Below are 23,996 nucleotides of genomic sequence, written 5' to 3' on the forward strand. Positions count from 1 at the left end.
TGTCGCGGACGAGCTCCTACGCGACGTGCGTGGGCACCGCGGGGACCGCGTCCTGCGGTCGGTCTGCGGGCACCGCGTCCTGCTCGCACACGTCGAGCACGCGCAGCAGCGACCAGAGGACCGGGCCGTCCGGCCCGCGCGTCACGGTGCTCATCGCCCTGCCGTGTCGCTCGGCCTTGTCGTAGGCCTCCTCCGGCGAGGAGGCGTTGAGCACCAGGTCCACCCGCTCGTACTCGGGCTGGTGGACCTCCCGGTCGGCGGAGGAGATCAGGACGACGACCGCGCGGTAGCTGGATGTGCCGCTCATCAGGCTCATGCCGTCCCCCTGATCACGTTGTAGCGCTGATCGTTGTCGCGCTGATCACAGTGTGGCGCTGGGCAAGGATGGTGCCAGTAGTCTCCGTCGCCGCTCCGCGCAGGTCCGCCTTGATGATCACGCCTGACTCGACGACCTCGATCCGTGGCGGGTCGGGCTCGCCGCGCGCCGCTTCGGCACCGACGAGCACCACCCCGAGGACCGCGATCGGAACCAGCACGGCGAGCCTGGTCATCCCCGGCCCAGGGAGACATCGCCAGTGCCCACGACCACGCGGACGGAGCGCTCGCTGGTCGCGTCATCGACCACGTCGGAGTGCCGGTCGCCCCGGTCCGCGCGCACGTCGAGCCGGTAGCGCTCCTGGCCCGCGGGCAGTTCGACCCGCGCGTCGCCCCGGGTGACCTGGAAGTCGACCTTGGTGGGCGGCGCGGTGAAGGTCGCCCGGAGATCGCCGTTCTCGGACTTGGCCTCGGCCTGTCCGCCGCTGAGCCCGTCGAGCGAGACGTCGCCGTTCTTCGCGGTGAGCTTGAGGGTGCCGGTCGCCCGGTCCACCCGGAGGTCGCCGTTGTCGGCGTTGACCTCGGCCTGCGGACCGGTCAGCCCGCTGAGCGAGACGTCGCCCTTGCGCGCCACGACCTTGAGGCTCCCCGCCGCCTGGTCCACGCGGACGTCGCCGTGCTCCACGCTGAGATCCAGCGCGCCACCGAGCCGCTCCAGGCGCGCGTCACCGTTCGCGACGGTCACCACCAGGTTCACCTTCGGGGGCACCTTGACGACGTAGCGGTTGTCACAGATGCCGCGCGAGCCGTCCTTGCAGCCGTCGTCCAGCCACAGGTCGGAGTTCTCCAGAGCCAGCCGGTTGACGCGGTCCACGCCGCCGCCGGTCCGGTACCGGGTGACCTCCAGGGACTTCTCCGCGCCCGGCTCGAAGCTGATGTCACCGCTGTCCCGCACATGCACGCGCAGCTCGGGGCCGGGGAACTGGAAGGCCGTCGTGGCCGGGGGCTCCGCGCCGTTCATCTGCGGCCGCGTGTCGCACGCGACCAGCGCGAGCGCTCCCATCGCCACCGCGACCGCGGTCATGGCCCCCCTGCTGCGTGCCACGTGATCCTCCTGCGAATCGCTGGTTTCCGTCGTCGGCAACTCTGCCCGCCGAGCGCGCGCCACGGGATCAGGGAAGCCCCCGATCCCGTGCGGGGGTTTCCCGTACCCCCGACCGGGGCTCCTCAGCCGCCGACGAGCAGGGCTCGGACCGCGTCGATGGTGTCAGCGTCGGCCGGGTCCTTGTCCGGGCGGTAGCGCAGCACCCGCGCGAAGCGCAGCGCGACGCCGCCCGGGTAGCGCGGGCTGACCTGGGCGCCGTCCAGTTCGATCTCCACCACCAGCTCCGGCCGCAGGTGCACCGTGTAGTCGCTCCTGCTCACCTCCCGTTCCTGGAACTCCGCCGTTTGCCAGGCCAGCAGCTCGTCGGTGAGCCCCTTGAAGGTCTTGCCGACCATGATCGGCGGCCCGCCGTCCGGATCGCGCGCGCCGAGGTGCAGGTTGGACAGGAACCCGGTGCGCCTGCCGTGCCCCCACTCCGCCGCCAGCACCACCAGGTCGAGCGTGTGCACCGGCTTCACCTTCTGCCACGCCTTGCCGCGCCTGCCCGCCGCGTAGCCGGAGTCCAGCGCCTTGACCATCACGCCCTCGTGCCCGGCCGCGAGCGCGTCGTCCAGCAGTGCGGACGCCTCTTCGGCGGTGGGGTTCACTGTGGACGGTATGCGGTGCTGGCCGGCGACCTTCTCCAGCGCCACCAAGCGTTCTCGCAACGGCGCGTCCAGCAGGTCGGTGCCGTCGAGGTGCAGCACGTCGAAGAAGTACGGGCGCAGCAACAACTCTCGCGGGTCCGTCGCGCCGAACCGGCTCATCGTCTCCTGGAACGGGCGCGGTCTGCCGTCGTCGGTCAGCGCGAGCGTCTCGCCGTCCAGGACCACCGAGCGGCACGGCAGCGCCCGCACCAGCTCGACCAGTTCCGGGACGCTCGCGGTTATCTCGCGCAGGGTCCGTGTGTAGACGTGCACCTCCTCGCCGTCGCGGTGCACCTGGATGCGCGCGCCGTCGAGCTTGTACTCCACGCTGGACGAACCCTGGTCGGCGATGGCCGCGTCCAACGACTCCGCGGGCGAGGCGAGCATCGGTCGCACCGGCCTGCCGAGCCGCAACCGGAACGCCGCCAGCCCGGCCTCGCCCTCGGCCCGCGCCGTGACGGCGGTCGCCACCAGGTCTCCGCTGAGCATCAGCGCCCGCCGCACGGCCTCCGCTGGCACCTCGTGCGCGGCGGCCACCGCATCCACCATGACGCCCTCCAGAGCGCCCTGGCGCAGCTCGCCGACGAGCAAGCGGAACAGGAACTCTTGCTCCGCCCGGGTCGCGCGCGAGAACAACTCCGTCAGCAGCACCCGTCTTCGCTCCGTCGAGCCCTTGCCGGAGACTTCGGCGATGCGGTCCAGGTAATCGTCCACATCGGACAGTGACAGGTTCGGCTCCGGTGCCGGCGGGACCTTCAGCTCGGACAGCTGGCGCCAGCCGACGCCGATCTTTCCCTGACGCGGCACGCCGATCAGCAGCGCGACGACCAGCCCGGCGAAGGCGGGGCTGAGCGCCGCGCGCAGGAGATCCGCGAGCGCGCTGGTCTTCGCGCGGCGGGAGCGGGTGGCGCCCACCGCCGCTGACGTCGTGACGACCTCGGCGAGCAACATGGACCCATCATGAATCGGGGGTCTGACACTCTGCCTAGCTCAACCGTCAGCCGTTCGGGTTGTTCCCGAGAGCTAGCTCTCCAACACCTCTGCCATTTCGGCCACCGCCGCGTGCAGCCGGTCAGGACTCAGCGCCGCGTACCCGAGGACGAGCCCGGGGTACGGCGATGGCAGTCCCCACGAGTGCTTCGACAGCGCCAGAGCGTGGATTCCCCTTGCCGCCAAAAGATCTTGGGCAGCGTTGTCATCCATCCGCTCCGGCAGCCGGACGACCAGGTGCAGCCCGGCCGCGATGCCCACGACCTCCCAGGACGGGAAGTGCGCGCGGATCGCGGACAGCAGCGCGTCCCGCCGCTCCCGGTAGACCAGCCGGGTTCGCCGCAGGTGCCGGTCGTAGCCGCCTTCACGCAGGAACCGCGCGAACGTCGCTTGGGGCAGAGGGCCACAACCCAGGTCGTGCATGAGCTTCCGTGTGACCAACGCCTGCGTGATGGGGCTCGGCGCGACGAGCCACCCCAGGCGCAGCGCGGGCGCGAGTGTCTTGCTGACGCTGCCGAGGTACACCACGCGCGTGGGGTCCATCGCTTGCACCGCGCCCACTGCGGGCCGGTCGTAGCGGTGTTCCGCGTCGTAGTCGTCCTCGATCACCACGCCATCGCGCGCACGCGCCCACGCGAGCAACGCATGTCGCCTCTCTGGGCTCAACGCGACACCGAGCGGGAATTGGTGCGCGGACGTCACAAGTGCCACGCGGCAGTCCGTGGCTTCAAGGTCCGCTACGCGCAACCCGTGCTCGTCCACGGCGATGGGTATCGGATTCAGGCCGTGTGAGCGCAAGAGGTTCGCCTGCCCCTCGTGGCTCGGATGCTCGACCGCGATGCTCGTGTGTCCGTTGTGGTGCAAGACGTTCGCGAGCAACGCCATGCCCTCAGAGGCCCCGTGCGTGATCAGCAACTCGTTCGGCGTTGCGACCACTGAACGGACGCGACCCAAGTAGCCGACTAGCTCTTCGCGAAGCTCGGCAAGCCCTGCAGGATCTGGATACCCGAGCGCGGCATCAGGCAGCTCGGCGAGCGAAGACCTCGCAGCGGCCAACCACGCGGCCCTGGGAAACATGCCCAGCGCGGGCAGTCCGGAGCGCATGTCGTAGCGCCACTGCCTTATAGGCGCGGCCGGAGCGTCGGCAGGCGCCACGGCCGTGTTCACCGCGTTGGCGACACGGGTTCCCGAACCGCGCTTGCTGATCAGATAACCCTCAGCGATCAACTGTTCGTACGCGGCGGTCACAGTGCCGCGCGAGACACCGAGCTGCGCTGCCAGATCGCGGCTCGACGGCAGCCGGGTGCCCGCACGCAGGCCGCCTGAGCGCACTGCCGCTCGGAGAGCGCGCTCGGTCGACCGCGCCGAGCCGTCGAGGGCCGGGAGCAGCAGTTCTCGCAAAGTGGTCCAGTTCCGCGCCATCAAAGTGGAGCTTAATCCTGGACCACTTCGCCAGCACGCTGAGCACATGACACGTTCTCGGACCAGTGGAGTGCTCGCCGGTGTCGTGACCGCCGTGCTGCTCGGCAGCATGGTGCCGGTGACCGCATTGCTCGCTGACTACCCGTTGTTCCCTGCCCAAGCTGCCCGCTACACCATCGCTGCTCTGCTGTTGCTCACCTTCATGGTTCTGCGCCGTAGGCCCTTACCGCGCCCGTCAGTCCGCGATGTGTTTGCGCTGATCGCCACCGCAGTGACCGGAATGGTCGGCTTTAGCGCTGCAGTGCTCTACGCGCAGGATTACGCCGAAGGTGGCTTCGTCGCCGCTGTCATCGGCGGTAGCCCACTGGTGGTCGCGATCGCCGCTCCGCTGCTTGTAAGGCAACGTCCGGTCGCAAAGGCGGTCTCGGGTGCTGCACTTGTAGTCGTGGGAGTGGCGATTCTGACCGGTGGAGGCGCGTGGCACGGGCCTGGTCTTGTGCTCGCGTTGCTTGCGATGCTCGGGGAAGCGTCCTTCACACTGTTCGCCGTCGGAGCCATCGCGCGGCTCGGAGTCGTTGCTGTGTCGGCTTATTCGTGCGTGGTGGCCGCGATCGGCTCCGCGTTCATCGGGCTGTGGAGCGACTGGCCGATGCCTACGGGCACCGAGCTGTTCGCGATTCTGTTCCTCGCGGTGATGGTGACCGCGGTCGCGTTCGTCGTTTGGTACTACTGCGTCTCCGTGCTCGGTGCGGCGAACGCGGCGGTGATGGTCGGACTGGTGCCGGTGTTCGGCTTGCTCGCCACGGTCGCGCTTGGCAGACAGGAGTTCACGGCGATCGCGGTGCTCGGCGCGCTCGTCGTGGCGACGGGGTGCGTGGTCGGCCTCCGCGCGTCACGCACCCCGCCTGACGTCAGTGACCGCCGCGAGCCATCCGAAGCACATCAAGAGCTTCGTCCAGCTGCGCCTCTGTGATCCGTCCACCGGAAACGTGTCCGCGCTCCACGACGACCTCACGGATCGTCTTGCGCTCCTTCAAGGACTGCTTCGCGATGCTGGCCGCCTCCTCGTAACCGAGGTAGCGGTTCAGCGGCGTGACGATCGACGGCGAGGACTCCGCGTACTCCCGCGCGCGCTCCACGTCCGGTTCGGCGCCGATGAGGACCTTGTCCGCCAACAACGTCGCGACGGAGGCGAGCAGGCGCGTCGACTCCAGCACGTTGCGCGCCATCACCGGCATCATCACGTTCAGCTCGAAGTTGCCCTGCGTCCCGGAGAACGCGACGGTGGCGTCGTTGCCGATCACCTGTGCCGCCACCATCATCGTCGCCTCGCAGATCACCGGGTTGACCTTCCCCGGCATGATCGACGAACCGGGCTGGAGGTCGGGCAGGGCCAGCTCGGCGAGGCCGGTGCGCGGCCCGCTGCCCATCCACCGCAGATCGTTGGCGATCTTGAACAGGCTCACCGCGACCGTGCGGAGCTGGCCGGAGGCCTCCACCAGGCCGTCCCGCGAGCCCTGCGCCTCGAAGTGGTCGGGTGCCTCGCGGACGTCCAGCCCGGTGCGCTCGACCAGCTCCGCGACCACGGCCGCGCCGAAGCCCTCCGGCGTGTTCAGCCCGTTGCCGACGGCGGTGCCGCCGATCGCGAGCTGGCCGAGCCGGGGCACGGACTCGCGCAGCCGCTCAACACCGTGGCGAACCTGCGTCGCCCACGCGCCGACCTCCTGCCCCAGCGTCACCGGGACGGCGTCCATCAGGTGCGTGCGGCCCGCCTTGACGACCTCGGCCCAGTCCTGCGCGCGGCGCTCCAACGTGGTCAGGAGGTGGTTGAGCGACGGCAGCAGCTCGGCCGTGACCGCCTCGGTCGCCGCGAGGTGGATCGTCGTGGGGAAGACGTCGTTGGACGACTGGGAGGCGTTCACGTGGTCGTTGGGGTGCACGTCCCGCCCGAGCGCGCGCGTGGCCAGCGTCGCGATGACCTCGTTGGCGTTCATGTTGGAGGACGTGCCGGAGCCGGTCTGGAACACGTCGACGGGGAAGTGCTCGTCGTGGCGGCCCTCTGCGACCTCGTCCGCTGCGGCGGCGATGGCCTCCGCGAGGTCGGCGTCGAGCACGCCGAGCCGTCCGTTCACCCGCGCGCACGCGGCCTTGACCAGGCCGAGCGCCCGGATCTGCGCGCGCTCCAGGCCCCGGCCGGAGATCGGGAAGTTCTCCACCGCGCGTTGCGTCTGTGCGCGCCACAGCGCCTGTGCGGGGACCCGCACCTCACCCATCGTGTCGTGCTCGACCCGGTACTCGTGCTCAGCCATACCCGCAGTGTTCTCCGATCATCTTGAGTGGGCAGCGTGAGGAGCAGCACGTACTGTCGGAATGCATGGACACCGAAGATCTGCTTGCGGGATCGAGCACCGAAACCGATCTGCTGATCGTCGGTGCGGGACCCACAGGGCTGTTCGCCGCCTACTACGCGGGTTTCCGGGACCTCAGCGTCGCGGTGGTCGACTCGTTGCCCGAGCCGGGTGGCCAGGTCACCGCCATGTACCCGGAGAAGATGATCTACGACGTGGCCGGGTTCCCCGGCGTGCGCGGGCGCGATCTGATCGCGGGGCTCGTCGAGCAGGCCGCGCAGTACGAACCGGCCTACCTGCTCGCCCGCAAGGCCCGCACACTGTCCGATGTGGACGGTCGACTGCTCGTCGGTATGGCGGACGGCAGCTCGGTGTCGGCGCGCGCGGTCCTGGTCACCGCCGGACTCGGCGAGTTCCGCCCGCGACCGCTGCCCGCGGGGGAGCGCGGTGTCGTGTACTTCGTCCCCGAACTGGCCGTCCACAGTGGACAGGACGTGGTGATCGTCGGCGGCGGTGACTCGGCCTTCGACTGGGCGCTCGCGCTGCACCCGATCGCCCGCAGCGTCACGGTCGTCCACCGCAGAGCGGTTTTCCGGGCTCACCAGGCCACCGTGCGCCAGGTGCGCGAACTGGGCGTGCCGATCATCGTCGACACCGAGGTGACCGAGCTCGTCGGAGATCCGCTCGCGTCGGTGCGGTTGAGGGCCAAGAGCGGCGAGGCCTCGGAGCTGCCCGCCCAAGCCGTTGTCGCCGCGCTCGGGTTCACCGCCGACCTCGGCCCGATCGAGACCTGGGGGCTCGAGCTGGACAAGCGCACCGTGCTCACCGACTCCACCGGGAAGACCTCGCGCCCGCTGGTCTACGCGGCCGGAGATGTCGCCCAGTACCAAGGAAAGGTCCGACTCATCGCTACCGGCTTCGGCGAGGCGGCGACGGCGGTGAACAACATCGCGGTCGCGCTCGACCCCGCCGCGCACCTGTTCCCTGGGCACTCCAGCAACATGTGAAAGGGCGCCTCCCACGCGGGAGACGCCCCTTCGAAGCCTGTGCGGTGCTTACGGAACGACCTGGACCGTGTCGCCGTAGCCGAGGTAGCTGAAGTACTTCTGCGAGGCCGCGGGCGACAGGTGGATGCAGCCGTGCGAGGTCTGGCGCAGGCTGCCCTGGTGGAAGGCGATGCCGCCGTTGAAGAACACCGAGTTCGGCATCGGCGCGTTGTTGAAGATGCTGCTCTTGTGGTTCCTGTTCTTGTGGAACACCCGGAAGCTGCCCGGCGGCGTCCGGTAGCCCTTGCGCCCGTGGGTGATCGGCACCGGGCCGTAGACGACCTTGCCGTTGTCCAGCAGCCAGGACTTGTTCGCTGAGAGGTCGATGCACGCCTTGGCCGCGATGTTGGTGCACGGCGCCTCGCCCGTCGGCTTCGGCTCGGGCTTGGGTTCCGGCTTCGGCTTGGGCTTCTCCGACGTCGTGCTCGGCGGCGTGGTGGTCGTGGGCTGGGTGGTGCTCGGCTGCGTCGTTGTCGGAGCCGTCGTCGGCTGGACGCTCGAGGAGGTGGGGATCGGCTGTTGCTGCGCGGCGTTCTGCACGTCGCTGGTGCCGCCGCAGGCTGTCAGCAGCAGCCCCGCCGCTGTCAGCGTCGCCATGGCCATCACGGTCTTGCGCACGTACACGTCGCACCCCCAAGGTCTGCCGGAACCGGCATCACGAGCCGCACTTGTTGGCTCGTATTCCATGACGCGACTCATCCGGCCTTGGTTGCCTTCACGGGAGATTTACCCGAAATGATCAATCAGCAAACCGGAAATGGGCTGGGGCCCGCCGCAGGGTTGCGGGCCCCAGCCGTCCGGGTGGCCTTACCGAATCGATCCCAGCTGCTGGTTGATCCAGTCGCGGTGACTGGTCACATCGCTGTAGATCGTGTCGCCCGACGTGCACCGCAGGCTCTGCCCGCGACTGGTCGCCCCGGCCAGCCGCCACACGCCGTCCGCCTTGAGCAGCGCGGGACCGCCGGAGTCGCCGAAGCAGGCGCTCGCGGTGTTGTTCGGCGCGTCCACGCACAGCTCGTGCTGCGCGTCGAAGGGGATCGCCGAGCAGGAACTGTCAGATTCGATCTTGGTGTTCAACTCCTGGAGCGTCACCGGGGGCTGGCCGCAGCCGCGCTCGGGGCAGGTCAGGCCCCAGCCGATGATCCGCGCGGCCGTCTGCGCGGCCGGCGAGGCGTCGGCGATCTTGATCGGCTCCGCGCTGACCGGGGCGCTCAGGTGCACCACGGCGATGTCGTTCCAGCCCAGGAAGACCGGGATGTACCAGGGGTGCTGGACGAACTTGTCCGCGCCGACCAGTTCACCGCCGCCGGTGCGGCTCGTGCTGCCGATGCGGAACTGGTAGTCGGCGGGGTTCTGCTGGGCGACGCAGTGCGCGGCCGTGACCAGCCACTGCGGCGCGATCAGGGAGGCCCCGCAGCGGTGCGCGCCGGTGGCCTTCGCCTGCATCGACGCCATGAACGAATAGGTCTCGGTGGCGTCGCCGCCGCCGACGATCCGGGAACCCACGTCTCCGGCGGGAGTCGCGGCGGCCGTTCCCTGGCCGAGCAGGGTGGCGGCGACGGCGGTCACCGCGATGAGCAGAGAACGCATTTTCATGGTGTTCACGCCCCTTCAACCCCGGTGCCCTCAACCGGGATGAATGGAAAGTAAACGCTCGTTCCTAATTGGGCGGTACCGGCAAAAGGGGAATCGAATGCGCCGTCCCTCCAATGGCCCATAGCGCGTCGATTCGAGCGCACAGGGCGGCCGTGATGGCCCGAACGCAGTAAAGGAGCGGCCCGCCGGAGTGCGACGGGCCGCTCGAACACCGTTGTTAGACGGCGCCCGCGATTCCGCTGATCCAGCTGCGGAAGGCGGGGACGTCCTCGTAGATCGACGGGCGCACGGCGCACGTCGAGCCGCCGCCGGAGCGGCTGGTCGCGCCGATCAGCTGCCACTGGCCGCTGACCATCTTGATCTGCGGGCCGCCGGAGTCGCCGTAGCAGGCGCCCGCGCTGCCGCCGGGGTTGCTGGTGCAGATCTCCACCGAGCCGTAGATGCCGCTGCACGAGCCGTCGGCCACGATCGAGGTGTTCAGCTCCTGCAGGGTGACCGGCGCGCCGCAACCGCCGGGGCTCGGGCAGGTCTGGCCCCAGCCGATGATGCGGGTCGCGGTCCCGACCGCGCCGGAGCTGGCCGCGACCTTGATCGGGGCCTGCGCCACCGAGCTGGACAGGCGCACCAGCGCCATGTCGTAGCTCGGGTGGGTGTGGATCGCGGCGGCGCCGACGTAGCTGCCGCCGCTGGTGCGGTTGGTGGTGCCGATCCTGGCCCGGATCGAGGCCGGGGACTTGCCCTGGACGCAGTGCTTGGCCGTCACGACCCAGTTGGCCTTGATCAGCGAGCCGCCGCAGAAGTGCCCGCCCGAGGTGTTCTGCAGGGACACCATGAACGAGTAGGTCTGGGTGGCGTTGCCGCCGCCGACGATCATCGTGCCGACGTCACCGGGGTCCGCGGCGGGGGTGGCCACCGCCGTCCCGGCCATGCCGAGCGCGGTGGCCGCGGTGGCGAGCAGACCGACGAGAAGTGCGCGAATCTTCACGGAAGTGCTCCTCTCGCTCCGGCGCCCTCTGCCGGAGCTGAGAATGAAGCTAGTGATCCACGACACGTTCCGAGTACCGCCTGTTGGCAGCGTCGGAGGTGTACAACTCCGTGGCACTCGGCGGCATAATTCCTCACCCTTTCACCAATTCGGATCAAAGTTTCTGAGAACGCCAAAGAGCCCCTTTCCGTCGTGACGGAAAGGGGCTCTCCAGTGGTTCTACAGTCCGCCGGTGTTCGAGGAGACCCAGCTGCGGTGCGCCGGGACGTCCACGTAGATCGACGGGCCGGTCGCGCAGATCGAGCTGCCGTTGCCGCTGCGGCTGGTCGCCCCGATCAGCGTCCAGTTGCCCGCGCTGCCCTTCACCTGCGGGCCGCCGGAGTCGCCGTAGCAGGCGCCCTGGTTGCCCGAGGTGTTGTCGGTGCAGATCTCGGCGGGGCCGTTGATGCCACGGCAGTCGCCGTCGGAGCGGATGGAGGTGTTCAGCTCCTTCAGGGTGATCGGCGCCGAACCGGGGCCGCTCGCCACGGTCTGGCCCCAGCCCATGATCCGGGTCCTGGTGCCCACCGCGCCCGAGCTGTCCGCGAGGGACACCGGCCGCTGGGTGGAGGAGCCGGAGAGCTGGACCAGCGCCAGGTCGACGCTCGGGTGCAGCACGATCCGGCTCGCGCCCAGCACCTGGCCGCCGCTGGTGCGGTTGGTGCTGCCGATCCGGGCCTGGATCGAGGAGGCACTGGTGCCCTGGACGCAGTGCTTCGCCGTCACGACCCAGTTGGCCTTGATCAGCGAGCCGCCGCAGAAGTGCCCGCCGTTGCGCTGCAGGGACACCATGAACGAGTAGGTCTCGGTGGCGTTGCCGCCGCCGACGATCATGGTGCTGACATCGCCGTCCGGTGTCGCGGCCGCGACACCGGGCAGGGAGAAGCCGCCGACCGCGGTGGCGGTCGCGGCCAGGAGACCGACGATCAGAGAACGAGTACGCACTGTTCTCTCTCCTTTCACGCCTTCCGGCGCCCTCTGCCGGAAGGGTCACGAAAAGGTAAACAGCGCTCGCGTTCGTCCGGACACCTACTTTGGACGGGGCTACCCACCGTCACCGGGAGAGGGTTCGGCCCCGCCGTCGCGGGGGACGGCGGGGCCGAGTTCAGCGGGCGCCTCAGGCGCCGGTGTTCTGCGCGATCCAGTCCTTGAAGGTGGTCACGTCGACGTAGATCGACGGGCCGGTGGCGCAGGTCGGGTTGCCGTTGCCGGCGCGGCTGGTGGCGCCGATCAGCTGCCAGGTGCCGCCGACCTTCTTCACCTGCGGGCCGCCGGAGTCGCCGTAGCAGGCGCCGGAGTTGCCGCCGGGGTTGTCGGTGCAGATCTCCTGCGCGCCGGTGATGCCGGTGCACGCGCTGTCCGGCTTGATCTTGGTGTCCAGCTCCTGCAGCTGCACGGGCACGTCGCCGCAGCCGCGGGTCGGACAGGTCAGGCCCCAGCCGATGATCCGGGTGGCCGTGCCGTCCGCGCCCGCCGAGTCGGCAACCGCGATGGTCTTCTCCTGCACCGGGTTGGCCAGCTTGACCAGCGCGATGTCGATGGACTGGTGGGTGACGACCTTGGCCGCCTTCACCACCGTGCCACCGGCGTTGTGGGTCTTGGTGCCGATCCGGAACTGCATGCCGGTGGCGCCGGAGCCGACGCAGTGCTTGGCCGTGACGACCCAGTCGGCCTTGATCAGCGAAGCACCGCAGGAGTGCTTGCCGGAGCTCCCCTGCAGGGAAGCCATGAACGAGTAGTCCTCACTGGCGGGCTTGCCGCCGATGATGCGGGAAGAGACGTCGTCCTGTGGGGTTGCCGCCGCGGCGGCGGGCAGGGTGAGACCGCCGATGGCGGTTACTGCTGCGAGGACCCCGACGATCAGAGAACGAGTACGCACTGATCACTCCTCATTCCGCCCCTGGCGCCCTCTGCCAGGAGTCACAATGAGCGTGCTTCTTTAATCCTTTCGGGGTAACCCGCTGGAGGTATCCGCCCGAACGGACTTCCGGAGTGGACCGTTCGGGCCGGACACCTGCGCCCGTCAGGGCAGCGGCAGGGCCTCCTGGTCCTCGTCCTCAGCACGGTCGAAGTCGACCGAGGAGTACTCACGCAGCTTGGTCAACCGGTGGTAACCGTCGATCAAGCGCACCGTGCCCGATTTGGACCGCATCACGATGGACTGCGTCGTGCAACCCCCCGAACGGTAGTGGACTCCACGGAGAAGGTCCCCGTCGGTGACACCGGTCGCGCAGAAGAAGATGTTGTCGCCGCGCACGAGGTCGTCGGTGGTGAGCACGCGGTCCAGGTCGTGCCCGGCGTCGATGGCGCGCTGCCGCTCCTCGTCGTCCTTGGGCCACAGCCGCCCCTGGATCTCGCCACCGACGCACTTCAGCGCGGCCGCGGCGATGATGCCCTCGGGGGTGCCGCCGATGCCCAGCAGCATGTCCACGCCGGTGTTCGACCTCGCGGCGGAGATCGCCCCCGCCACGTCGCCGTCGCTGACGAAGTGGATGCGCGCGCCCGCCCTGCGCACCTCGTCCACCAGCCGCTCGTGCCGGGGCCGGTCCAGGATGCAGACGGTCACGTCGGAGATGTCGGTGGACTTCGCCTTGGCCACCCTGCGGATGTTCTCCGCGACCGGCGCCTCCAGGTCCACCACGCCCGCCGCCTCTGGTCCCACCGCGAGCTTCTCCATGTAGAACACCGCGGACGGGTCGTACATGGCGCCGCGCTCGGCGACGGCCAGCACCGCTAGCGCGTTGGGCATGCCCTTGCTCATCAGCGTGGTGCCGTCGATCGGGTCCACCGCGACGTCGCAGTCGGGCCCGTCGCCGTTGCCGACCTCCTCGCCGTTGTAGAGCATGGGCGCCTCGTCCTTCTCGCCCTCGCCGATCACCACGACGCCGCGCATCGAGACGGTGCCGATCAGCTTGCGCATGGCGTCCACGGCGGCGCCGTCACCACGGTTCTTCTCACCGCGCCCCACCCAGCGACCCGCTGCCATCGCGGCGGCCTCGGTGACCCTGACCAACTCAAGGGCGAGGTTGCGGTCGGGGGCTTCCCGACGACGGGCCGAACTGGTGCTCATATCGCGCCTCCCTGGTGGGTGCGGCGGATCGCCGTTGATCTGCCGTGCGCGGTGGATCGAACACCGCGCACGAGCGATCCTCGCAGATCAGACACCTGCCGAGTCAGCCGCGAACCAGGTGGTGGGCCCCGATGGTGACCAATCCAACACCCCTGTGGGCAGCTCCCCCAGGTGTGGACAAACCTGTGGACAACTCCGTTCGGAGCGTCCACGGCGTCAGACGTCGCTGGAAGAATCGATTACGAGGGAGACCCCGTCTAGCGGTCGTCACCCTCGACGGAGGCCAGCGCCTGGTCGACCCGCTCCCGCGCTCCGGCGAGGTGGCGGTCGCACACCTTGGCAAGCGCCTCGCCGCGTTCCCAGAGCGCCAGCGAGTCCTCAAGGGAGAGCCCGCCCGCCTCCAGCTTGCGCACCACGTCGGCCAGCTGCTCGCGCGCGGCCTCGTAGCTCAGCGCGGCCAGTTCGGGATCAAGCTCCGTGCTCGCGCCGCTGTCGTTCACGCTGTGGGACTCCCCAACCTGCTCTGCATCCGGACCACCGCGGTGGCCACCGCCTGGTCGTATCCGATGAAGGCCTCGGCGAACTCGGCCCCGTCGCCCTCGAAGAGCGCCTCGCCGATCCGGTCCTCCGCCGCGGTCACCCTGCGCCGCTGGACCGAACCGCCGCCGAGCCACCAGACATCGCCGACGTAGATCGACGTCGCCTCGGACAACGCGCGCAGCCTAGCCGGAAGGCCGAGCCGCGCCGCGGACACGCAGCCGCCCAGCAGGGCTGACCAGCACTCGGCCGCCGCGGCGTTGGCCTCCTCGGCACGCCGCTGCACCACCCGCGCGCTCCCGCGCTCCGGTGGACCGACCTGGCTGTCCGCCGCACTTCGGGCAGCGGCTACGGTCAATGGCAGGAACGTCGGCTCTCGGGCCGGAAAGGGCACCGCACACCTCCGTTCAGCGCTGTTCGCTCTCCTCAGGCACGACGGCATGCACCGAACCGTCCACGACGCGCACGCGCAAGCTGGTTCCCGGGGGAGCGTCGGCCACATGGCGCAGCACGTGTGTGCTCCCATCGGGTGCGAGGCGTTGGACGATCGCGTACCCGCGGGCCAGAGTGGACGCAGGTCCCAAGGTCGTCAAGCGTGCTTTAGTCGCTTCTAGCCCGGTGTAAGCCGCGCTGAGCTCAGCGCGGACCACGCGGCGGGCCCGATCGCGCAGCCCCCTTACCTCGTCAGCTCTGTTGCGCAGCGGAGTGATCGGATCGGCCAGCGCCGGTCGACTGCGCAGCGAGTTCAGCAACCGGTGTTCTCGATCCACCCATCCGTGTAGAGCTCGGCGAGCACGATTCCGCAGTTGCCTGATGCGCTCGCTCTCCTCGCCCATGTCCGGCACCACGCGCTTGCCCGCGTCCGTCGGCGTGGAACAGCGCAGGTCCGCGACGTGGTCGACCAGCGGGGTGTCCGGCTCGTGGCCGATCGCGCTGACCACCGGCGTCCGGCACTTGGCCACCGCGCGGCACAGCGTCTCGTCGGAGAAGGGCAGCAGGTCCTCGACACTGCCCCCGCCCCTGGCCAGCACGATCACGTCCACCGCCGCGTCCGCGTCCAGCTTCCCGAGCGCCTCGACGATCTGCGGCACCGCCGTCGGGCCCTGCACCGCGACGTTGACCACCTCGAAGTGCACCGAGGGCCAGCGCGCGCGGGCGTTGGTCAGCACGTCCCGCTCCGCGGCGGAGGCGCGTCCGGTGATCAGGCCGACGCGGTTGGGCAGGAACGGCAGCCTGCGCTTGCGCCGCGAGTCGAAAAGGCCCTCCGCGCCCAGCAGCTGCCGCAGCCGCTCGATCCGCGCCAGCAGTTCGCCGACGCCGACCGCGCGGATCTCGTCGACCCGCAGGCTCAGCGTGCCGCGCCCGGCGAAGTAGGAGGGGCGGCCGTGCACGACCACGCGGCTGCCCTCGGAGAGCTCCATGCCGCGCAGCAGTGCGGGCGCGCAGGTCACCTGGAGCGAGATGTCGGCCGCCGGGTCGCGCAGCGTCAGGAAGGCCGTGCCCGTTCCCGGGCGCGCGGAGATCTGCGTGACCTGGCCCTCCACCCACACCGCGCCGAGCCGGTTGATCCACTCAGCGATCTTGCGGGCGACCGTGCGCACCGGCCAGGGCTCGTCGGCGCTGCTCGGTGAGCTCATGTGCCGCGAACGGTGGCGAGCCGGTTGGACAGCATCCGCACGAACGCCTCGCGGTCGGCGTGCGCGCGCTCGTGGGCGAGCAGGTCGTCCAGCTGCTCAGCGGTCAGCGTCTTCAACCTCCCGCGCAGCTGGGCGAAGGTGAGATCGTCGTAGCCGGGCAGGGCCTCCGGGCCGCTGTCCTCGATGTCGCTGTCCTTGGTGTCGCCGTCCTCGTTCTCGACGGCCTCGTTCTCGACCGGCTCGGCCGCGGCGGGCGTGCTCAGGTCGACGTCCTCGTCGAAGGTCGCCCATTCGGGGGCCTCCTCGGCGGGGCGGAACGTGGCGAGCGCCTCATCGCCCTTGATCGCCAGCTCCGTGAGGTGCTGCTGCGCCCGCATGGACGCCTGCATGGCGACGCTCGCGACGGTGACCGGCAGCCCGGCGAGGGACTGCGGCAGCTTCCGGGCTTGTTCCACGGCCGTGACCGCCAGACCAGCGGCGACGCGCAGTGGCAGTGGCAAGGACTTCATGCGTCTAGCCTGCCTCAGTTCGGTCCTGGCTGGGAACTCGTGCGTGCTTTTCGCGGCCCCGCGCGATCAACTAGGCTCGGTGTTTCCCGTTTGGCCCAGTGCGCTCAGTCGACGGTGGGATGACTCGCGCGCGCGGCCGTCCGTAGGGTGGGGGCATGACCACCTCCAAGCCCAAGCGCGTGCTGCTGGCAAACCCCCGTGGCTACTGCGCAGGCGTGGACCGAGCAGTGATCACCGTCGAGAAGGCGCTGGAGACCTACGGCGCCCCGGTCTACGTCCGCAAGGAGATCGTCCACAACAAGTACGTGGTCGAGACCCTGCGCGACCGCGGTGCGATCTTCGTGGACGAGACCGACGAGGTGCCCGAGGGCGCGCTCGTCGTCTTCTCCGCGCACGGCGTCTCACCCGCCGTCCACGAGCAGGCCGCCGACCGCAACCTGCGCACCATCGACGCCACCTGCCCGCTGGTGACCAAGGTGCACAACGAGGCTCGCCGCTTCGCCAGGGACGACTACGACATCCTGCTCATCGGTCACGAGGGGCACGAGGAGGTCGAGGGCACCGCTGGTGAGGCCCCCGACCACGTGCAGCTCGTCGACACCGCCGAGGACGCCGACAAGGTCGAGGTCCGCGACCCGTCCAAGGTGGTCTGGCTGTCCCAGACGACGCTGAGCGTCGACGAGACGATGGTCCGGGTGAAGCAGCTGCGCGAGCGCTTCCCCGAGATGCAGGACCCGCCCAGCGACGACATCTGCTACGCCACCTCCAACCGCCAGGTCGCGGTGAAGACCATGGCGCCGGACTGCGACCTCGTGCTCGTCGTCGGCTCGAAGAACTCGTCGAACTCGGTGCGCCTCGTCGAGGTCGCGCTGCAGTACGGCGCCAAGGCCTCCTACCTCATCGACTACGCCAAGGAGGTCGACCTGTCCTGGCTGGATGGCGTCGGCACCATCGGCGTGACCAGCGGCGCGTCCGTGCCGGACATCCTGGTGATGGACCTGCTGGCGATGCTGGAGAAGCGCGGCTGGGAGGACGTGGAGCTGGTGACCACCGCCAACGAGCGGATCACCTTCCAGCTCCCGCGCGAGCTGAAGCGCGACCTCAAGCAGGTCGCCAACTCCTGAGTCCGGCCAACGCGTCCGAACCAACGCACGAGCCCGGTGACACCGTCACCGGGCTCGTGTCGTTCTGTGGGGTGTCGTTCTGTGGGGTGTCGCGCCGCGCGCAGGCCTCAGTAGCCGTCGTCCCGGCGAGGACGCCGCTCAGGCGGCTGCTGACTCGGTCGCTGGGGCCGCCCGCCCGGTCCCGGGCGCGGCGGTTGCTGGCGCGGGGGCGGCTGCTGTCCCTGACCCGGCTTCTGCCTTGGACTCTGTTCCTGACCTTGCCGCCCCTGACCCTGCGCGGGACGCGGAGCCCGCGACGGCGGCTGCTGCCGCGCGCCACGCGGGTCCTGCTGCCCGCGCGCGGGCCTTCCCGCTCGATCGGCTTCGCCTCGCTCGCGCGCGCCCGGGCGCGGCCGGTCCGCCTGCGGCGGCCGCTGAGCCCGCTCGCGCGGCGCGCGCTCACCGCCTCGTCCGCGGTCGTCCCTCCCGCGCTCCTCGCGCCCGCCACGGCCGTCGACGTGGCCGTCGTCGAAGCGGTCCTCGCGCCGCTCGTCCCGCGTCGCCCTCCCAGAGGGCCGAGACGGACGCCTCGCCTCCGGCTCGCCCACGTCCTCGGCGGGCCGACGCTGGTTGAACATGCGGACCACGCCGATGCCGACGGTGACCGCGGTGGTCAGCGCCATCGTCGGGAACGACTCGATGAGCGGCTTGCCGATGCTCAGCGCCTTGCCGGACAGCCCTTCGCCGCCCGCGCCGGAGAGCAGCACCACGATCGGCACCACGCCCACCATGACCAGGGGCGGCTGGACCATCGGACCGAAGATCGCGATCCGCTGCACCATCGCCACGGCGGCCACGCAGCTGAGAAAGAAGAACGCCGAGAACAGGAAACCGTCCGGGCCAGCGATGAACGCGATGACCGCCGAGACACCGGCGGCGAGCCCCGCAGCGGCCCACCACGGTATGCCGTTGTCGCTGAAGGCGGAGCGCAGCGCCCAACGCGGGTCTGGCCCGACGTCGCTTCGACGGTCGCGTGTGGCGGTCACCCGTTCCACGTTAGTCCGTGCGGAGTCAACGTCCGCAGCATGGAGTGACGTGGATGGCTTGACCACCCCACTGGAACGCCATTCACCAGCGGTATTTCAGGAAACGTGAAGACCGCCTCCGCAATTCGACGTGTCCGGACTTACCCGAAACGGTGATCCGGGCCGTCTCGGTTGCCCGGTCAGCGTTCGTCGTCGATCACCCCCTGCCCGTCGAGCCGCTTCCCGCCGACCGCACTGGCCCGATCTCCAACCTGACCGCCGACCTCACCGTTGCCCGAACCGGAGAGCTCCTCGGAGTGCCGAACGGCCGGGATCGGCGTCGGACTGGCCGCGGCCTCGGTCAACGGCTGCGCCGAACCCCTGAAGCTGTCCAGCGCGTCCAGTTCGCGGCGCCGGGCCGACAGGAATCGCTGGAGGTGGGTGCTCGACAGGTTGGCCGCCTCCACCGCGTTGCTCGCCGACCGGTGCGCGCGGGCCGCCTGCGCGCGCACGTTCTCCATGTCCTCGACCAGCGTCCGCTCGGTCGCGGCGAACAGCGCCGCCGAGGCCAGGACGGCGAAACCCGTTGGGCCGCAGAGGAAAATCCGTCGGTCGAGCAGCCAGCGCAGCAGGTTCGGGTCGGTGTCCAGCGCCGCGACCACCGCCGCGTCCGACGGCACGAACATGATCGTCCCGTAGATCGCGTCGGCCCACCGCTGATAGCCCTTGCCCGCGAGGTCCGCCGCCCTGGACCGGATGTTGCGCACGTGCACCCGGAGTGCGTCGGCCCGCTCGGTGGCGTCGTCGGTCTCCACCGCCTCGGCCCAGCAGGCCATGCTGGCCTTGGCGTCGACCGGCACCCTGCGGTCGCCGCCGACCAGCAGCAACAGGTCCGGTTTCGCCGAACCGCCGCCCGCGAGGTCGGTCTGCAGCGTGAAGTGCAGGCCCTCGCGCAGTCCCAGCGCCCGCGCGGTCTCCACCAGCACCTGCTCGCCGAGTTCGCCCCTGCCGGTGACCGAGGAGAAGGCCACCTCGTACCTGTGCAGGGCGGCCTGCTGCTCCCTGCCCCTGCCGCGTTCGGTCTCCACCATGGCCATCGCCATGTCGGTGCGCCGCACGCCGTCGGTGTAGAGGCGCCACAGCATGAACAACGCGCCGGCCATCAGCAGGGCCAGCACGGCGAGAGCGGTGATCACAACGGAGGTCACATGGCGATGATGTACCGCCGCCCCGACAAAGTGGAGCTGGGGTGGGCCCTGGGTGGAATTCGCTTCACCCCGTCCAGACAACTTCGCCGGTCGCGAAGTGCCGTCAGAGCACCGTTCCGGAGACATGCGGTGGCCCCTGACCGGGCGAAAAGCGCACTACGCGAACAAAACGCGGATCGCGGCCGACCGAACCCGGTGAAGCGATTTTCACCCAGGCCGCGACTTGCCCTTGGCGTTGCCGGGAATTCCCGGCGACTGTGTCTACCGTGATCGCCATGCGAGTGCTGCACACCTCCGACTGGCACGTCGGCCGCACCTTCCACGGGAGGGATCTGCTGGCCGACCAGACCGCCGTGCTCACGGGTCTCGCCGACCTCGTGGCCGCGGAGCGGGTCGACGTCGCCGTGGTGGCCGGTGACCTCTACGACCGCGCCGTGCCCTCGGCGGAGGCGGTCGAGACGTGCGTGCTGGCGCTGCGCTCGCTGCGCGAGGCGGGTGCGCAGATCGTGATCACCTCCGGGAACCACGACTCCGCGCCGAGGATGGGGGCCTTCGCCGAGTTCGCCGCCGCGGGCGGGCTCCACCTGCGCACCAGGATCTCCTCGCTGCACCAACCCGTTCTGCTCGCCGACGAGCACGGACCCGTTGCGTTCTACGGCATTCCCTACCTCGACCCCGACCCGGCGCGCAGGGCGCTCGGCATGACGGAGGGGCGAGGACACACCGCGGTGCTCACGGAGGCGATGCGCCGTGTCCGCGAGGACCTGCGAGAGCGCGCGTCCGGAACGCGGTCGGTGGTGGTCGCGCACGCCTTCGTCACGGGCGGAGCGGGCAGCGATTCCGAGCGCAAGATCGCGGTCGGTGGCGTCGAACAGGTTCCCGGTGCCGTCTTCGACGGGGTCGACTACGTCGCGTTGGGGCACCTGCACGGACCACAGGTGCTCGCCGAACACCTCCGCTACTCGGGGAGCCCGCTCGCGTACTCGTTCTCCGAGATGCGGCAACGCAAATCGGTGTGGTTGGTCGATCTGGACGCCTCGGGACTGGCCGAGGTGCGGCGCGTCTACCTCCCGGCACCGCGCGGGCTGGCCACGGTCTCCGGCGAGATCGAGGACCTCCTCGCCGATCCCGCGCACGCGGAGCTCGAGGACAAGTACCTGTCCGTGGTGCTCACCGATCGCGTGCGCCCGCTCGACGCGATGAGGCGGCTGCACCAACGGTTCCCGCACGCCGTGCACATCGACTTCCGTCCGGCGGGGGTGGACGACGCGCCGCTGCGCTACGTGGAGGCGGTGCGCGGGCGCAGCGATGTCGAGATCTCCCACCGGTTCGTCGACGACTGCCGTGGTGCGGAGCCGAACGAGCGCGAGCGGCGGTTGCTGGACGAAGCGATCGAGTCGGTGCGGGAAACCGAGGTGCAGGTATGAGGCTGCACAGGCTCGACATCACCGCGTTCGGTCCCTACCCGGGGCGCGAGGAGGTCGACTTCGACGCGCTGGGTGGGGACGGATTGTTCCTGCTGCACGGGGAAACCGGCGCAGGGAAGACGACGGTCCTGGACGCGGTGGCGTTCGCGCTGTTCGGCAGGGTTCCCGGCGCGCGCGATGAGGCGAAGCGGCTGCGGTGCGACTACGCCGAGCGGGACACACCGACCGAGGTCGTGCTCGACTTCAGCGTGCAGGGCCACCGCCTCCGGATCACCAGGAGCCCGGAGTACGTCCGCCCCAAGCGCCGTGGCGGCGGTGAGACGACGCAGAACGCCAAAGCGTCGCTGACCTGGCTGAGCGATGCCCCGCCCGGGCACACCAGCGAGGGCGTCACCCGGATCGACGAGGTGGCCAGGACGGTCCAGCGACTGCTCGGGATGAGCGCCGAGCAGTTCTTCCAGGTCGTGCTGCTGCCGCAGGGAGATTTCGCCCGTTTCCTCCGCGCGGACACCTCTGAGCGGGAGAAGCTGCTGGAGCGGCTGTTCAGCACCGAGCGGTTCCGCGAGGTGGAGCTGTGGTTCATGGAGCACCGCAGGGAAGCCGGTCGCAAGCTCGAAGAGCGGCAGCAGGGTGCGCGGATGCTCGTCGCACGCATCGCGCAGGCCGCGGGGACTGAGTTCTCCGAGGACGAGGAGGGCTGGCTCGACGGGCTCATCTCGTCCTGCACGGCCGTTGTCGAGCAGGCAGCGGAGAAGGAGCGCGAGACGAAGCGCGTGCACGGGCTCGCCGACGCCGAACTCGTGCGCCGCCGCGAGCTGGCCGACCGGGTGCGGCGAGTGCGCGTCGCAACAGCTGAACTGTCCACTGTGGACGAGATGCGTGCGGAGAAGCGGACGTGGGCCTTGGCGTTGACCGCGGCGCGGAAGGCGGTTCCGGTCCGCGAGGCGCACGTGGTGCTCACCGGGGTCGAAGCCGAGCTGCTGCGAGCGCGAGCCGCGGTGGAACGAGCTGCGGCGAGGGTCGGCGACGAGGGCAGCTCGGTGGAGCAGCTGCGGTCCAGGGCCGCAGAGGCCCAGGAACTCGCCGGTCAGCTCGCCGAACTCGCTGCGGAAGCCCAGCAGCAGCACCACGACCGCGTGCGCTTGGTGCAGGTGGAACGGGAGCTGGAGACGTTCCGCAGGCGGGTCAAGGAACTCGACGAGATCGTCAGCGCACTGCCGGAGAGGATCACCGGCTGCCGGGCCGCCGTCGACCAGGCGAAGGCCTCGGCGCTGCGGCTGGATGACCTTGTCGGGCAGCGGGACCAGCTGCGATCACTGGTGCGCGACGCGGAGGCGCTACCCCAGGCCGCGAGCGTCCACGAACGTGTCGCCACGGCGTTCCGAGGCGCCGTTGACGAGCACCAGAACGCCAGGGAACTCCTGCTCGACCTGCGGCAACGCCGGCTGCACGGCATCGCCGCGGAGCTGGCTGAAGGGCTCGCGGAAGGGCAGCCATGTCCCGTGTGCGGTGGCGAGGAGCACCCCTCGCTCGCGAGTCGCACGGCGGAGCGCGTCACCGAATCGGACGAGCGTCGAGCGGAAAGCGTTGAACAGCAAGCACTTCGTCGTCGTGACATGGCCAGCGAGGCGCTGCGCGAGGCCGAACGGACTGTCGCGGCGCTCCGGGAACGGCTCGACGGTCGCAGTGCCGACGAGCTGAAGAAACTGCTGGGCGAAGTCGACGCGCAGCACAGGACGGCCAACGCCGCTGCTGCCGCTGTGCGCACTCGGACGGCGGAGCTGCACCAACTGGAGGCCAAGCTCGACCAGTCGCGCAGCGAGCACGGCGAGGCTGACCGGTCGGTGGCGGTTCGCACGACGGAGCAAGCAGCACTGACCGAGGCGATCGAGCGTCGCGCGGTGCGGCTGGAGGAGGCGCGTGGCGACCACCCTGATGTGTCGGCGAGGCGAGCGTGGCTTCTCGACGCCGCAAAGGCCCTGACCGCACTCGTCGACGCGCGCCGGGCATTCGCGGACTCCGAGGACCGCGCTGACCGCCAGCGCGCGGCCGTGCTGGCCGCCGTCGCTGAAGCGGGATTCGACAACCTCGACGCGGCCTTGGACGCTGTGGTGAAGGAAGCCGAGCGAGAGCGGCTGGAGCGAGGCATCCGCGACCTCGACCGCAGAGAGGCGGCCGCGAGATCGGTGCTGGCGGAGCCCGAACTCTCCGACATCGACCCCGGTGCCTCGGTGGACGTGGCCGAAGCCGAAGCTGCCGCACGGGAGGCGAGCGCTGTCGCTTCGGCTGCGCTCAGCGAGGTGAACGCGGCGCGGCGGCGCAGGGACGACGTGGTCGGCCTTGGCCGCGAACTCCGCGCGGCCTGGGCCGTGCTCGCGCCGTTGGAGGCCGAGTTCGCCGAGCTGAACGCCCTGACCGACGTGGTCAACGGTCGTGGGCAGAACACCAGGAAGATGTCGTTGCGCTCCTACGTCCTCGCCGCCCGGCTGGAGGAGGTCGCGGTCGCGGCCACCGAACGCCTGCAACGGATGAGCCAGGGGCGCTACTCCTTCGTCCACTCCGATGCCGCAGGGGCTCGGGGCACGCGCGGCGGTCTCGGGCTCGACGTGCTGGACGGCTACTCCGGGCGGACGAGGCCCGCGAAGACGCTCTCCGGCGGGGAGTCCTTCCTGGCCTCGCTCGCCCTCGCGCTGGGCCTCGCCGACGTCGTCGCGGCGGAGACCGGTGGCGCGCTGCTCGACACCCTGTTCGTGGACGAGGGCTTCGGCACCCTCGACGCGGACACCCTCGACCTCGTGATGGACACCCTCGACGAACTGCGGGCCGGCGGGCGCGTCGTGGGGTTGGTCTCGCACGTGGAGGAGCTGCGCCAGCGCATTCCAACCCGGTTGCGGGTGCGCAAGGCGCGGGACACCACCGGCTCCAGTCTGGAGGTGGTCACCGGCTGA

23 protein-coding genes are annotated in these 23,996 nt (G+C 70.1%); 5 read left to right on the forward strand and 18 right to left on the reverse strand.

All coding sequences use genetic code 11. The annotated features are described in order from the left end of the window. Nucleotides 1-16 precede the first annotated feature (16 nt). The 5 genes from CCN37_RS05150 to CCN37_RS05170 all read right to left on the reverse strand — a co-directional run bounded on the left by CCN37_RS05150 (nucleotide 17) and on the right by CCN37_RS05170 (nucleotide 4,518). Nucleotides 17-307 (reverse strand): DUF4288 domain-containing protein, encoded by a 291-nt coding sequence (locus CCN37_RS05150; RefSeq protein WP_168200525.1) that lies wholly within the window; start codon nucleotides 305-307, stop codon nucleotides 17-19. Between the two features lie 22 nt (nucleotides 308-329). Next, nucleotides 330-551 carry a hypothetical protein gene (locus tag CCN37_RS05155; protein ID WP_086819488.1) on the reverse strand — a complete coding sequence of 74 codons (222 nt, stop codon included), beginning with the start codon at nucleotides 549-551 and terminating at the stop codon, nucleotides 330-332. Beyond that, complete coding sequence (locus CCN37_RS05160) at nucleotides 548-1,420, reverse strand: DUF4097 family beta strand repeat-containing protein (protein WP_143261436.1); 873 nt, start codon at nucleotides 1,418-1,420, stop codon at nucleotides 548-550. The genes CCN37_RS05155 and CCN37_RS05160 overlap by 4 nt, the downstream gene beginning before the upstream one ends. 122 nt (nucleotides 1,421-1,542) lie before the next feature. Beyond that, nucleotides 1,543-3,057, reverse strand: coding sequence for an ATP-dependent DNA ligase (locus tag CCN37_RS05165; protein ID WP_086819490.1), 1,515 nt, complete (start codon nucleotides 3,055-3,057; stop codon nucleotides 1,543-1,545). A 72-nt stretch (nucleotides 3,058-3,129) separates the two neighbouring features. Beyond that, nucleotides 3,130-4,518, reverse strand: coding sequence for a PLP-dependent aminotransferase family protein (locus tag CCN37_RS05170; RefSeq protein WP_086819491.1), 1,389 nt, complete (start codon nucleotides 4,516-4,518; stop codon nucleotides 3,130-3,132). A gap of 46 nt (nucleotides 4,519-4,564) precedes the next feature. Here CCN37_RS05170 and CCN37_RS05175 point away from each other — a divergent pair, with 46 nt between their 5' ends. Then, nucleotides 4,565-5,491 (forward strand): DMT family transporter, encoded by a 927-nt coding sequence (locus CCN37_RS05175; RefSeq protein WP_086819492.1) that lies wholly within the window; start codon nucleotides 4,565-4,567, stop codon nucleotides 5,489-5,491. On the opposite strand, the gene CCN37_RS05180 is transcribed toward CCN37_RS05175, so the two are convergent. Beyond that, on the reverse strand, nucleotides 5,430-6,827 hold the full coding sequence (locus CCN37_RS05180; RefSeq protein ID WP_086819493.1) for an aspartate ammonia-lyase: 1,398 nt from the start codon (nucleotides 6,825-6,827) through the stop codon (nucleotides 5,430-5,432). The two genes, CCN37_RS05175 and CCN37_RS05180, sit on opposite strands and share 62 nt — an antisense overlap. A 65-nt stretch (nucleotides 6,828-6,892) precedes the next feature. On the opposite strand from CCN37_RS05180, the gene CCN37_RS05185 reads away from it, so the two are divergent. After that, nucleotides 6,893-7,873: an NAD(P)/FAD-dependent oxidoreductase gene (locus CCN37_RS05185; protein WP_086819494.1), complete on the forward strand. Its 981-nt coding sequence runs from the start codon at nucleotides 6,893-6,895 to the stop codon at nucleotides 7,871-7,873. Between the two features lie 48 nt (nucleotides 7,874-7,921). On the opposite strand, the gene CCN37_RS05190 is transcribed toward CCN37_RS05185, so the two are convergent. The 10 genes from CCN37_RS05190 to CCN37_RS05235 all read right to left on the reverse strand — a co-directional run bounded on the left by CCN37_RS05190 (nucleotide 7,922) and on the right by CCN37_RS05235 (nucleotide 16,285). Then, entirely contained in the window at nucleotides 7,922-8,530 is a 609-nt protein-coding gene (locus tag CCN37_RS05190; protein WP_371503600.1) for a L,D-transpeptidase, read from the reverse strand. Nucleotides 8,531-8,719: 189 nt separating this feature from the next. Continuing rightward, nucleotides 8,720-9,508 carry a trypsin-like serine protease gene (locus CCN37_RS05195; protein WP_086819555.1) on the reverse strand — a complete coding sequence of 263 codons (789 nt, stop codon included), beginning with the start codon at nucleotides 9,506-9,508 and terminating at the stop codon, nucleotides 8,720-8,722. 217 nt (nucleotides 9,509-9,725) lie between these two features. Further along, complete coding sequence (locus CCN37_RS05200) at nucleotides 9,726-10,493, reverse strand: trypsin-like serine protease (RefSeq protein WP_086819495.1); 768 nt, start codon at nucleotides 10,491-10,493, stop codon at nucleotides 9,726-9,728. A gap of 219 nt (nucleotides 10,494-10,712) precedes the next feature. Next, nucleotides 10,713-11,477 (reverse strand): trypsin-like serine protease, encoded by a 765-nt coding sequence (locus CCN37_RS05205; RefSeq protein ID WP_086819496.1) that lies wholly within the window; start codon nucleotides 11,475-11,477, stop codon nucleotides 10,713-10,715. A 172-nt stretch (nucleotides 11,478-11,649) separates the two neighbouring features. Then, nucleotides 11,650-12,411, reverse strand: a complete 762-nt coding sequence (locus CCN37_RS05210; RefSeq protein ID WP_086819497.1) for a trypsin-like serine protease — start codon at nucleotides 12,409-12,411, stop codon at nucleotides 11,650-11,652. 144 nt (nucleotides 12,412-12,555) lie between these two features. Then, nucleotides 12,556-13,602 (reverse strand): class II fructose-bisphosphatase, encoded by a 1,047-nt coding sequence (glpX, locus tag CCN37_RS05215; RefSeq protein WP_086819498.1) that lies wholly within the window; start codon nucleotides 13,600-13,602, stop codon nucleotides 12,556-12,558. Between the two features lie 257 nt (nucleotides 13,603-13,859). Continuing rightward, on the reverse strand, nucleotides 13,860-14,102 hold the full coding sequence (locus CCN37_RS05220; RefSeq protein WP_086819499.1) for an exodeoxyribonuclease VII small subunit: 243 nt from the start codon (nucleotides 14,100-14,102) through the stop codon (nucleotides 13,860-13,862). Next, complete coding sequence (locus CCN37_RS05225) at nucleotides 14,099-14,428, reverse strand: sugar ABC transporter substrate-binding protein (RefSeq protein ID WP_371503601.1); 330 nt, start codon at nucleotides 14,426-14,428, stop codon at nucleotides 14,099-14,101. The genes CCN37_RS05220 and CCN37_RS05225 overlap by 4 nt, the downstream gene beginning before the upstream one ends. Nucleotides 14,429-14,546: 118 nt before the next feature. Further along, nucleotides 14,547-15,776 carry an exodeoxyribonuclease VII large subunit gene (gene xseA / locus CCN37_RS05230; protein ID WP_086819501.1) on the reverse strand — a complete coding sequence of 410 codons (1,230 nt, stop codon included), beginning with the start codon at nucleotides 15,774-15,776 and terminating at the stop codon, nucleotides 14,547-14,549. Further along, nucleotides 15,773-16,285: a lipid droplet-associated protein gene (locus CCN37_RS05235; protein WP_086819502.1), complete on the reverse strand. Its 513-nt coding sequence runs from the start codon at nucleotides 16,283-16,285 to the stop codon at nucleotides 15,773-15,775. Before CCN37_RS05235 ends, xseA begins: the two co-directional genes overlap by 4 nt. Nucleotides 16,286-16,440: 155 nt before the next feature. On the opposite strand from CCN37_RS05235, the gene CCN37_RS05240 reads away from it, so the two are divergent. Next, nucleotides 16,441-17,409: a 4-hydroxy-3-methylbut-2-enyl diphosphate reductase gene (locus CCN37_RS05240; protein ID WP_086819503.1), complete on the forward strand. Its 969-nt coding sequence runs from the start codon at nucleotides 16,441-16,443 to the stop codon at nucleotides 17,407-17,409. Between the two features lie 107 nt (nucleotides 17,410-17,516). Here the strand turns inward: CCN37_RS05240 and CCN37_RS05245 are convergent, their stop codons facing one another. Continuing rightward, on the reverse strand, nucleotides 17,517-18,434 hold the full coding sequence (locus CCN37_RS05245; protein WP_086819504.1) for a DUF6542 domain-containing protein: 918 nt from the start codon (nucleotides 18,432-18,434) through the stop codon (nucleotides 17,517-17,519). 179 nt (nucleotides 18,435-18,613) lie between these two features. Continuing rightward, nucleotides 18,614-19,576, reverse strand: a complete 963-nt coding sequence (locus tag CCN37_RS05250; protein ID WP_246842831.1) for a DNA recombination protein RmuC — start codon at nucleotides 19,574-19,576, stop codon at nucleotides 18,614-18,616. A 320-nt stretch (nucleotides 19,577-19,896) separates the two neighbouring features. On the opposite strand from CCN37_RS05250, the gene CCN37_RS05255 reads away from it, so the two are divergent. Next, nucleotides 19,897-21,048: an exonuclease SbcCD subunit D gene (locus CCN37_RS05255; RefSeq protein WP_086819556.1), complete on the forward strand. Its 1,152-nt coding sequence runs from the start codon at nucleotides 19,897-19,899 to the stop codon at nucleotides 21,046-21,048. After that, nucleotides 21,045-23,996: an AAA family ATPase gene (locus CCN37_RS05260; protein WP_086819506.1), complete on the forward strand. Its 2,952-nt coding sequence runs from the start codon at nucleotides 21,045-21,047 to the stop codon at nucleotides 23,994-23,996. Before CCN37_RS05255 ends, CCN37_RS05260 begins: the two co-directional genes overlap by 4 nt.

Source organism: Allokutzneria sp. NRRL B-24872, from assembly GCF_002155965.1.
GTDB lineage: Bacteria > Actinomycetota > Actinomycetes > Mycobacteriales > Pseudonocardiaceae > Allokutzneria.

Excerpts from the sequence above, each read along its gene's own strand:
- CCN37_RS05250 (WP_246842831.1), bottom strand. The coding sequence starts at position 19,576 with ATGGCCGGCGCGTTGTTCATGCTGTGGCGCCTCTACACCGACGGCGTG.
- CCN37_RS05150 (WP_168200525.1), bottom strand. The coding sequence starts at position 307 with ATGAGCGGCACATCCAGCTACCGCGCGGTCGTCGTCCTGATCTCCTCC.
- CCN37_RS05180 (WP_086819493.1), bottom strand. The coding sequence starts at position 6,827 with ATGGCTGAGCACGAGTACCGGGTCGAGCACGACACGATGGGTGAGGTG.
- glpX (WP_086819498.1), bottom strand. The coding sequence starts at position 13,602 with ATGAGCACCAGTTCGGCCCGTCGTCGGGAAGCCCCCGACCGCAACCTC.
- CCN37_RS05235 (WP_086819502.1), bottom strand. The coding sequence starts at position 16,285 with ATGAAGTCCTTGCCACTGCCACTGCGCGTCGCCGCTGGTCTGGCGGTC.
- CCN37_RS05185 (WP_086819494.1), top strand. The coding sequence starts at position 6,893 with ATGGACACCGAAGATCTGCTTGCGGGATCGAGCACCGAAACCGATCTG.
- CCN37_RS05240 (WP_086819503.1), top strand. The coding sequence starts at position 16,441 with ATGACCACCTCCAAGCCCAAGCGCGTGCTGCTGGCAAACCCCCGTGGC.
- CCN37_RS05175 (WP_086819492.1), top strand. The coding sequence starts at position 4,565 with ATGACACGTTCTCGGACCAGTGGAGTGCTCGCCGGTGTCGTGACCGCC.
- xseA (WP_086819501.1), bottom strand. The coding sequence starts at position 15,776 with ATGAGCTCACCGAGCAGCGCCGACGAGCCCTGGCCGGTGCGCACGGTC.
- CCN37_RS05155 (WP_086819488.1), bottom strand. The coding sequence starts at position 551 with ATGACCAGGCTCGCCGTGCTGGTTCCGATCGCGGTCCTCGGGGTGGTG.
- CCN37_RS05170 (WP_086819491.1), bottom strand. The coding sequence starts at position 4,518 with ATGGCGCGGAACTGGACCACTTTGCGAGAACTGCTGCTCCCGGCCCTC.
- CCN37_RS05255 (WP_086819556.1), top strand. The coding sequence starts at position 19,897 with ATGCGAGTGCTGCACACCTCCGACTGGCACGTCGGCCGCACCTTCCAC.
- CCN37_RS05260 (WP_086819506.1), top strand. The coding sequence starts at position 21,045 with ATGAGGCTGCACAGGCTCGACATCACCGCGTTCGGTCCCTACCCGGGG.
- CCN37_RS05195 (WP_086819555.1), bottom strand. The coding sequence starts at position 9,508 with ATGAAAATGCGTTCTCTGCTCATCGCGGTGACCGCCGTCGCCGCCACC.
- CCN37_RS05165 (WP_086819490.1), bottom strand. The coding sequence starts at position 3,057 with ATGTTGCTCGCCGAGGTCGTCACGACGTCAGCGGCGGTGGGCGCCACC.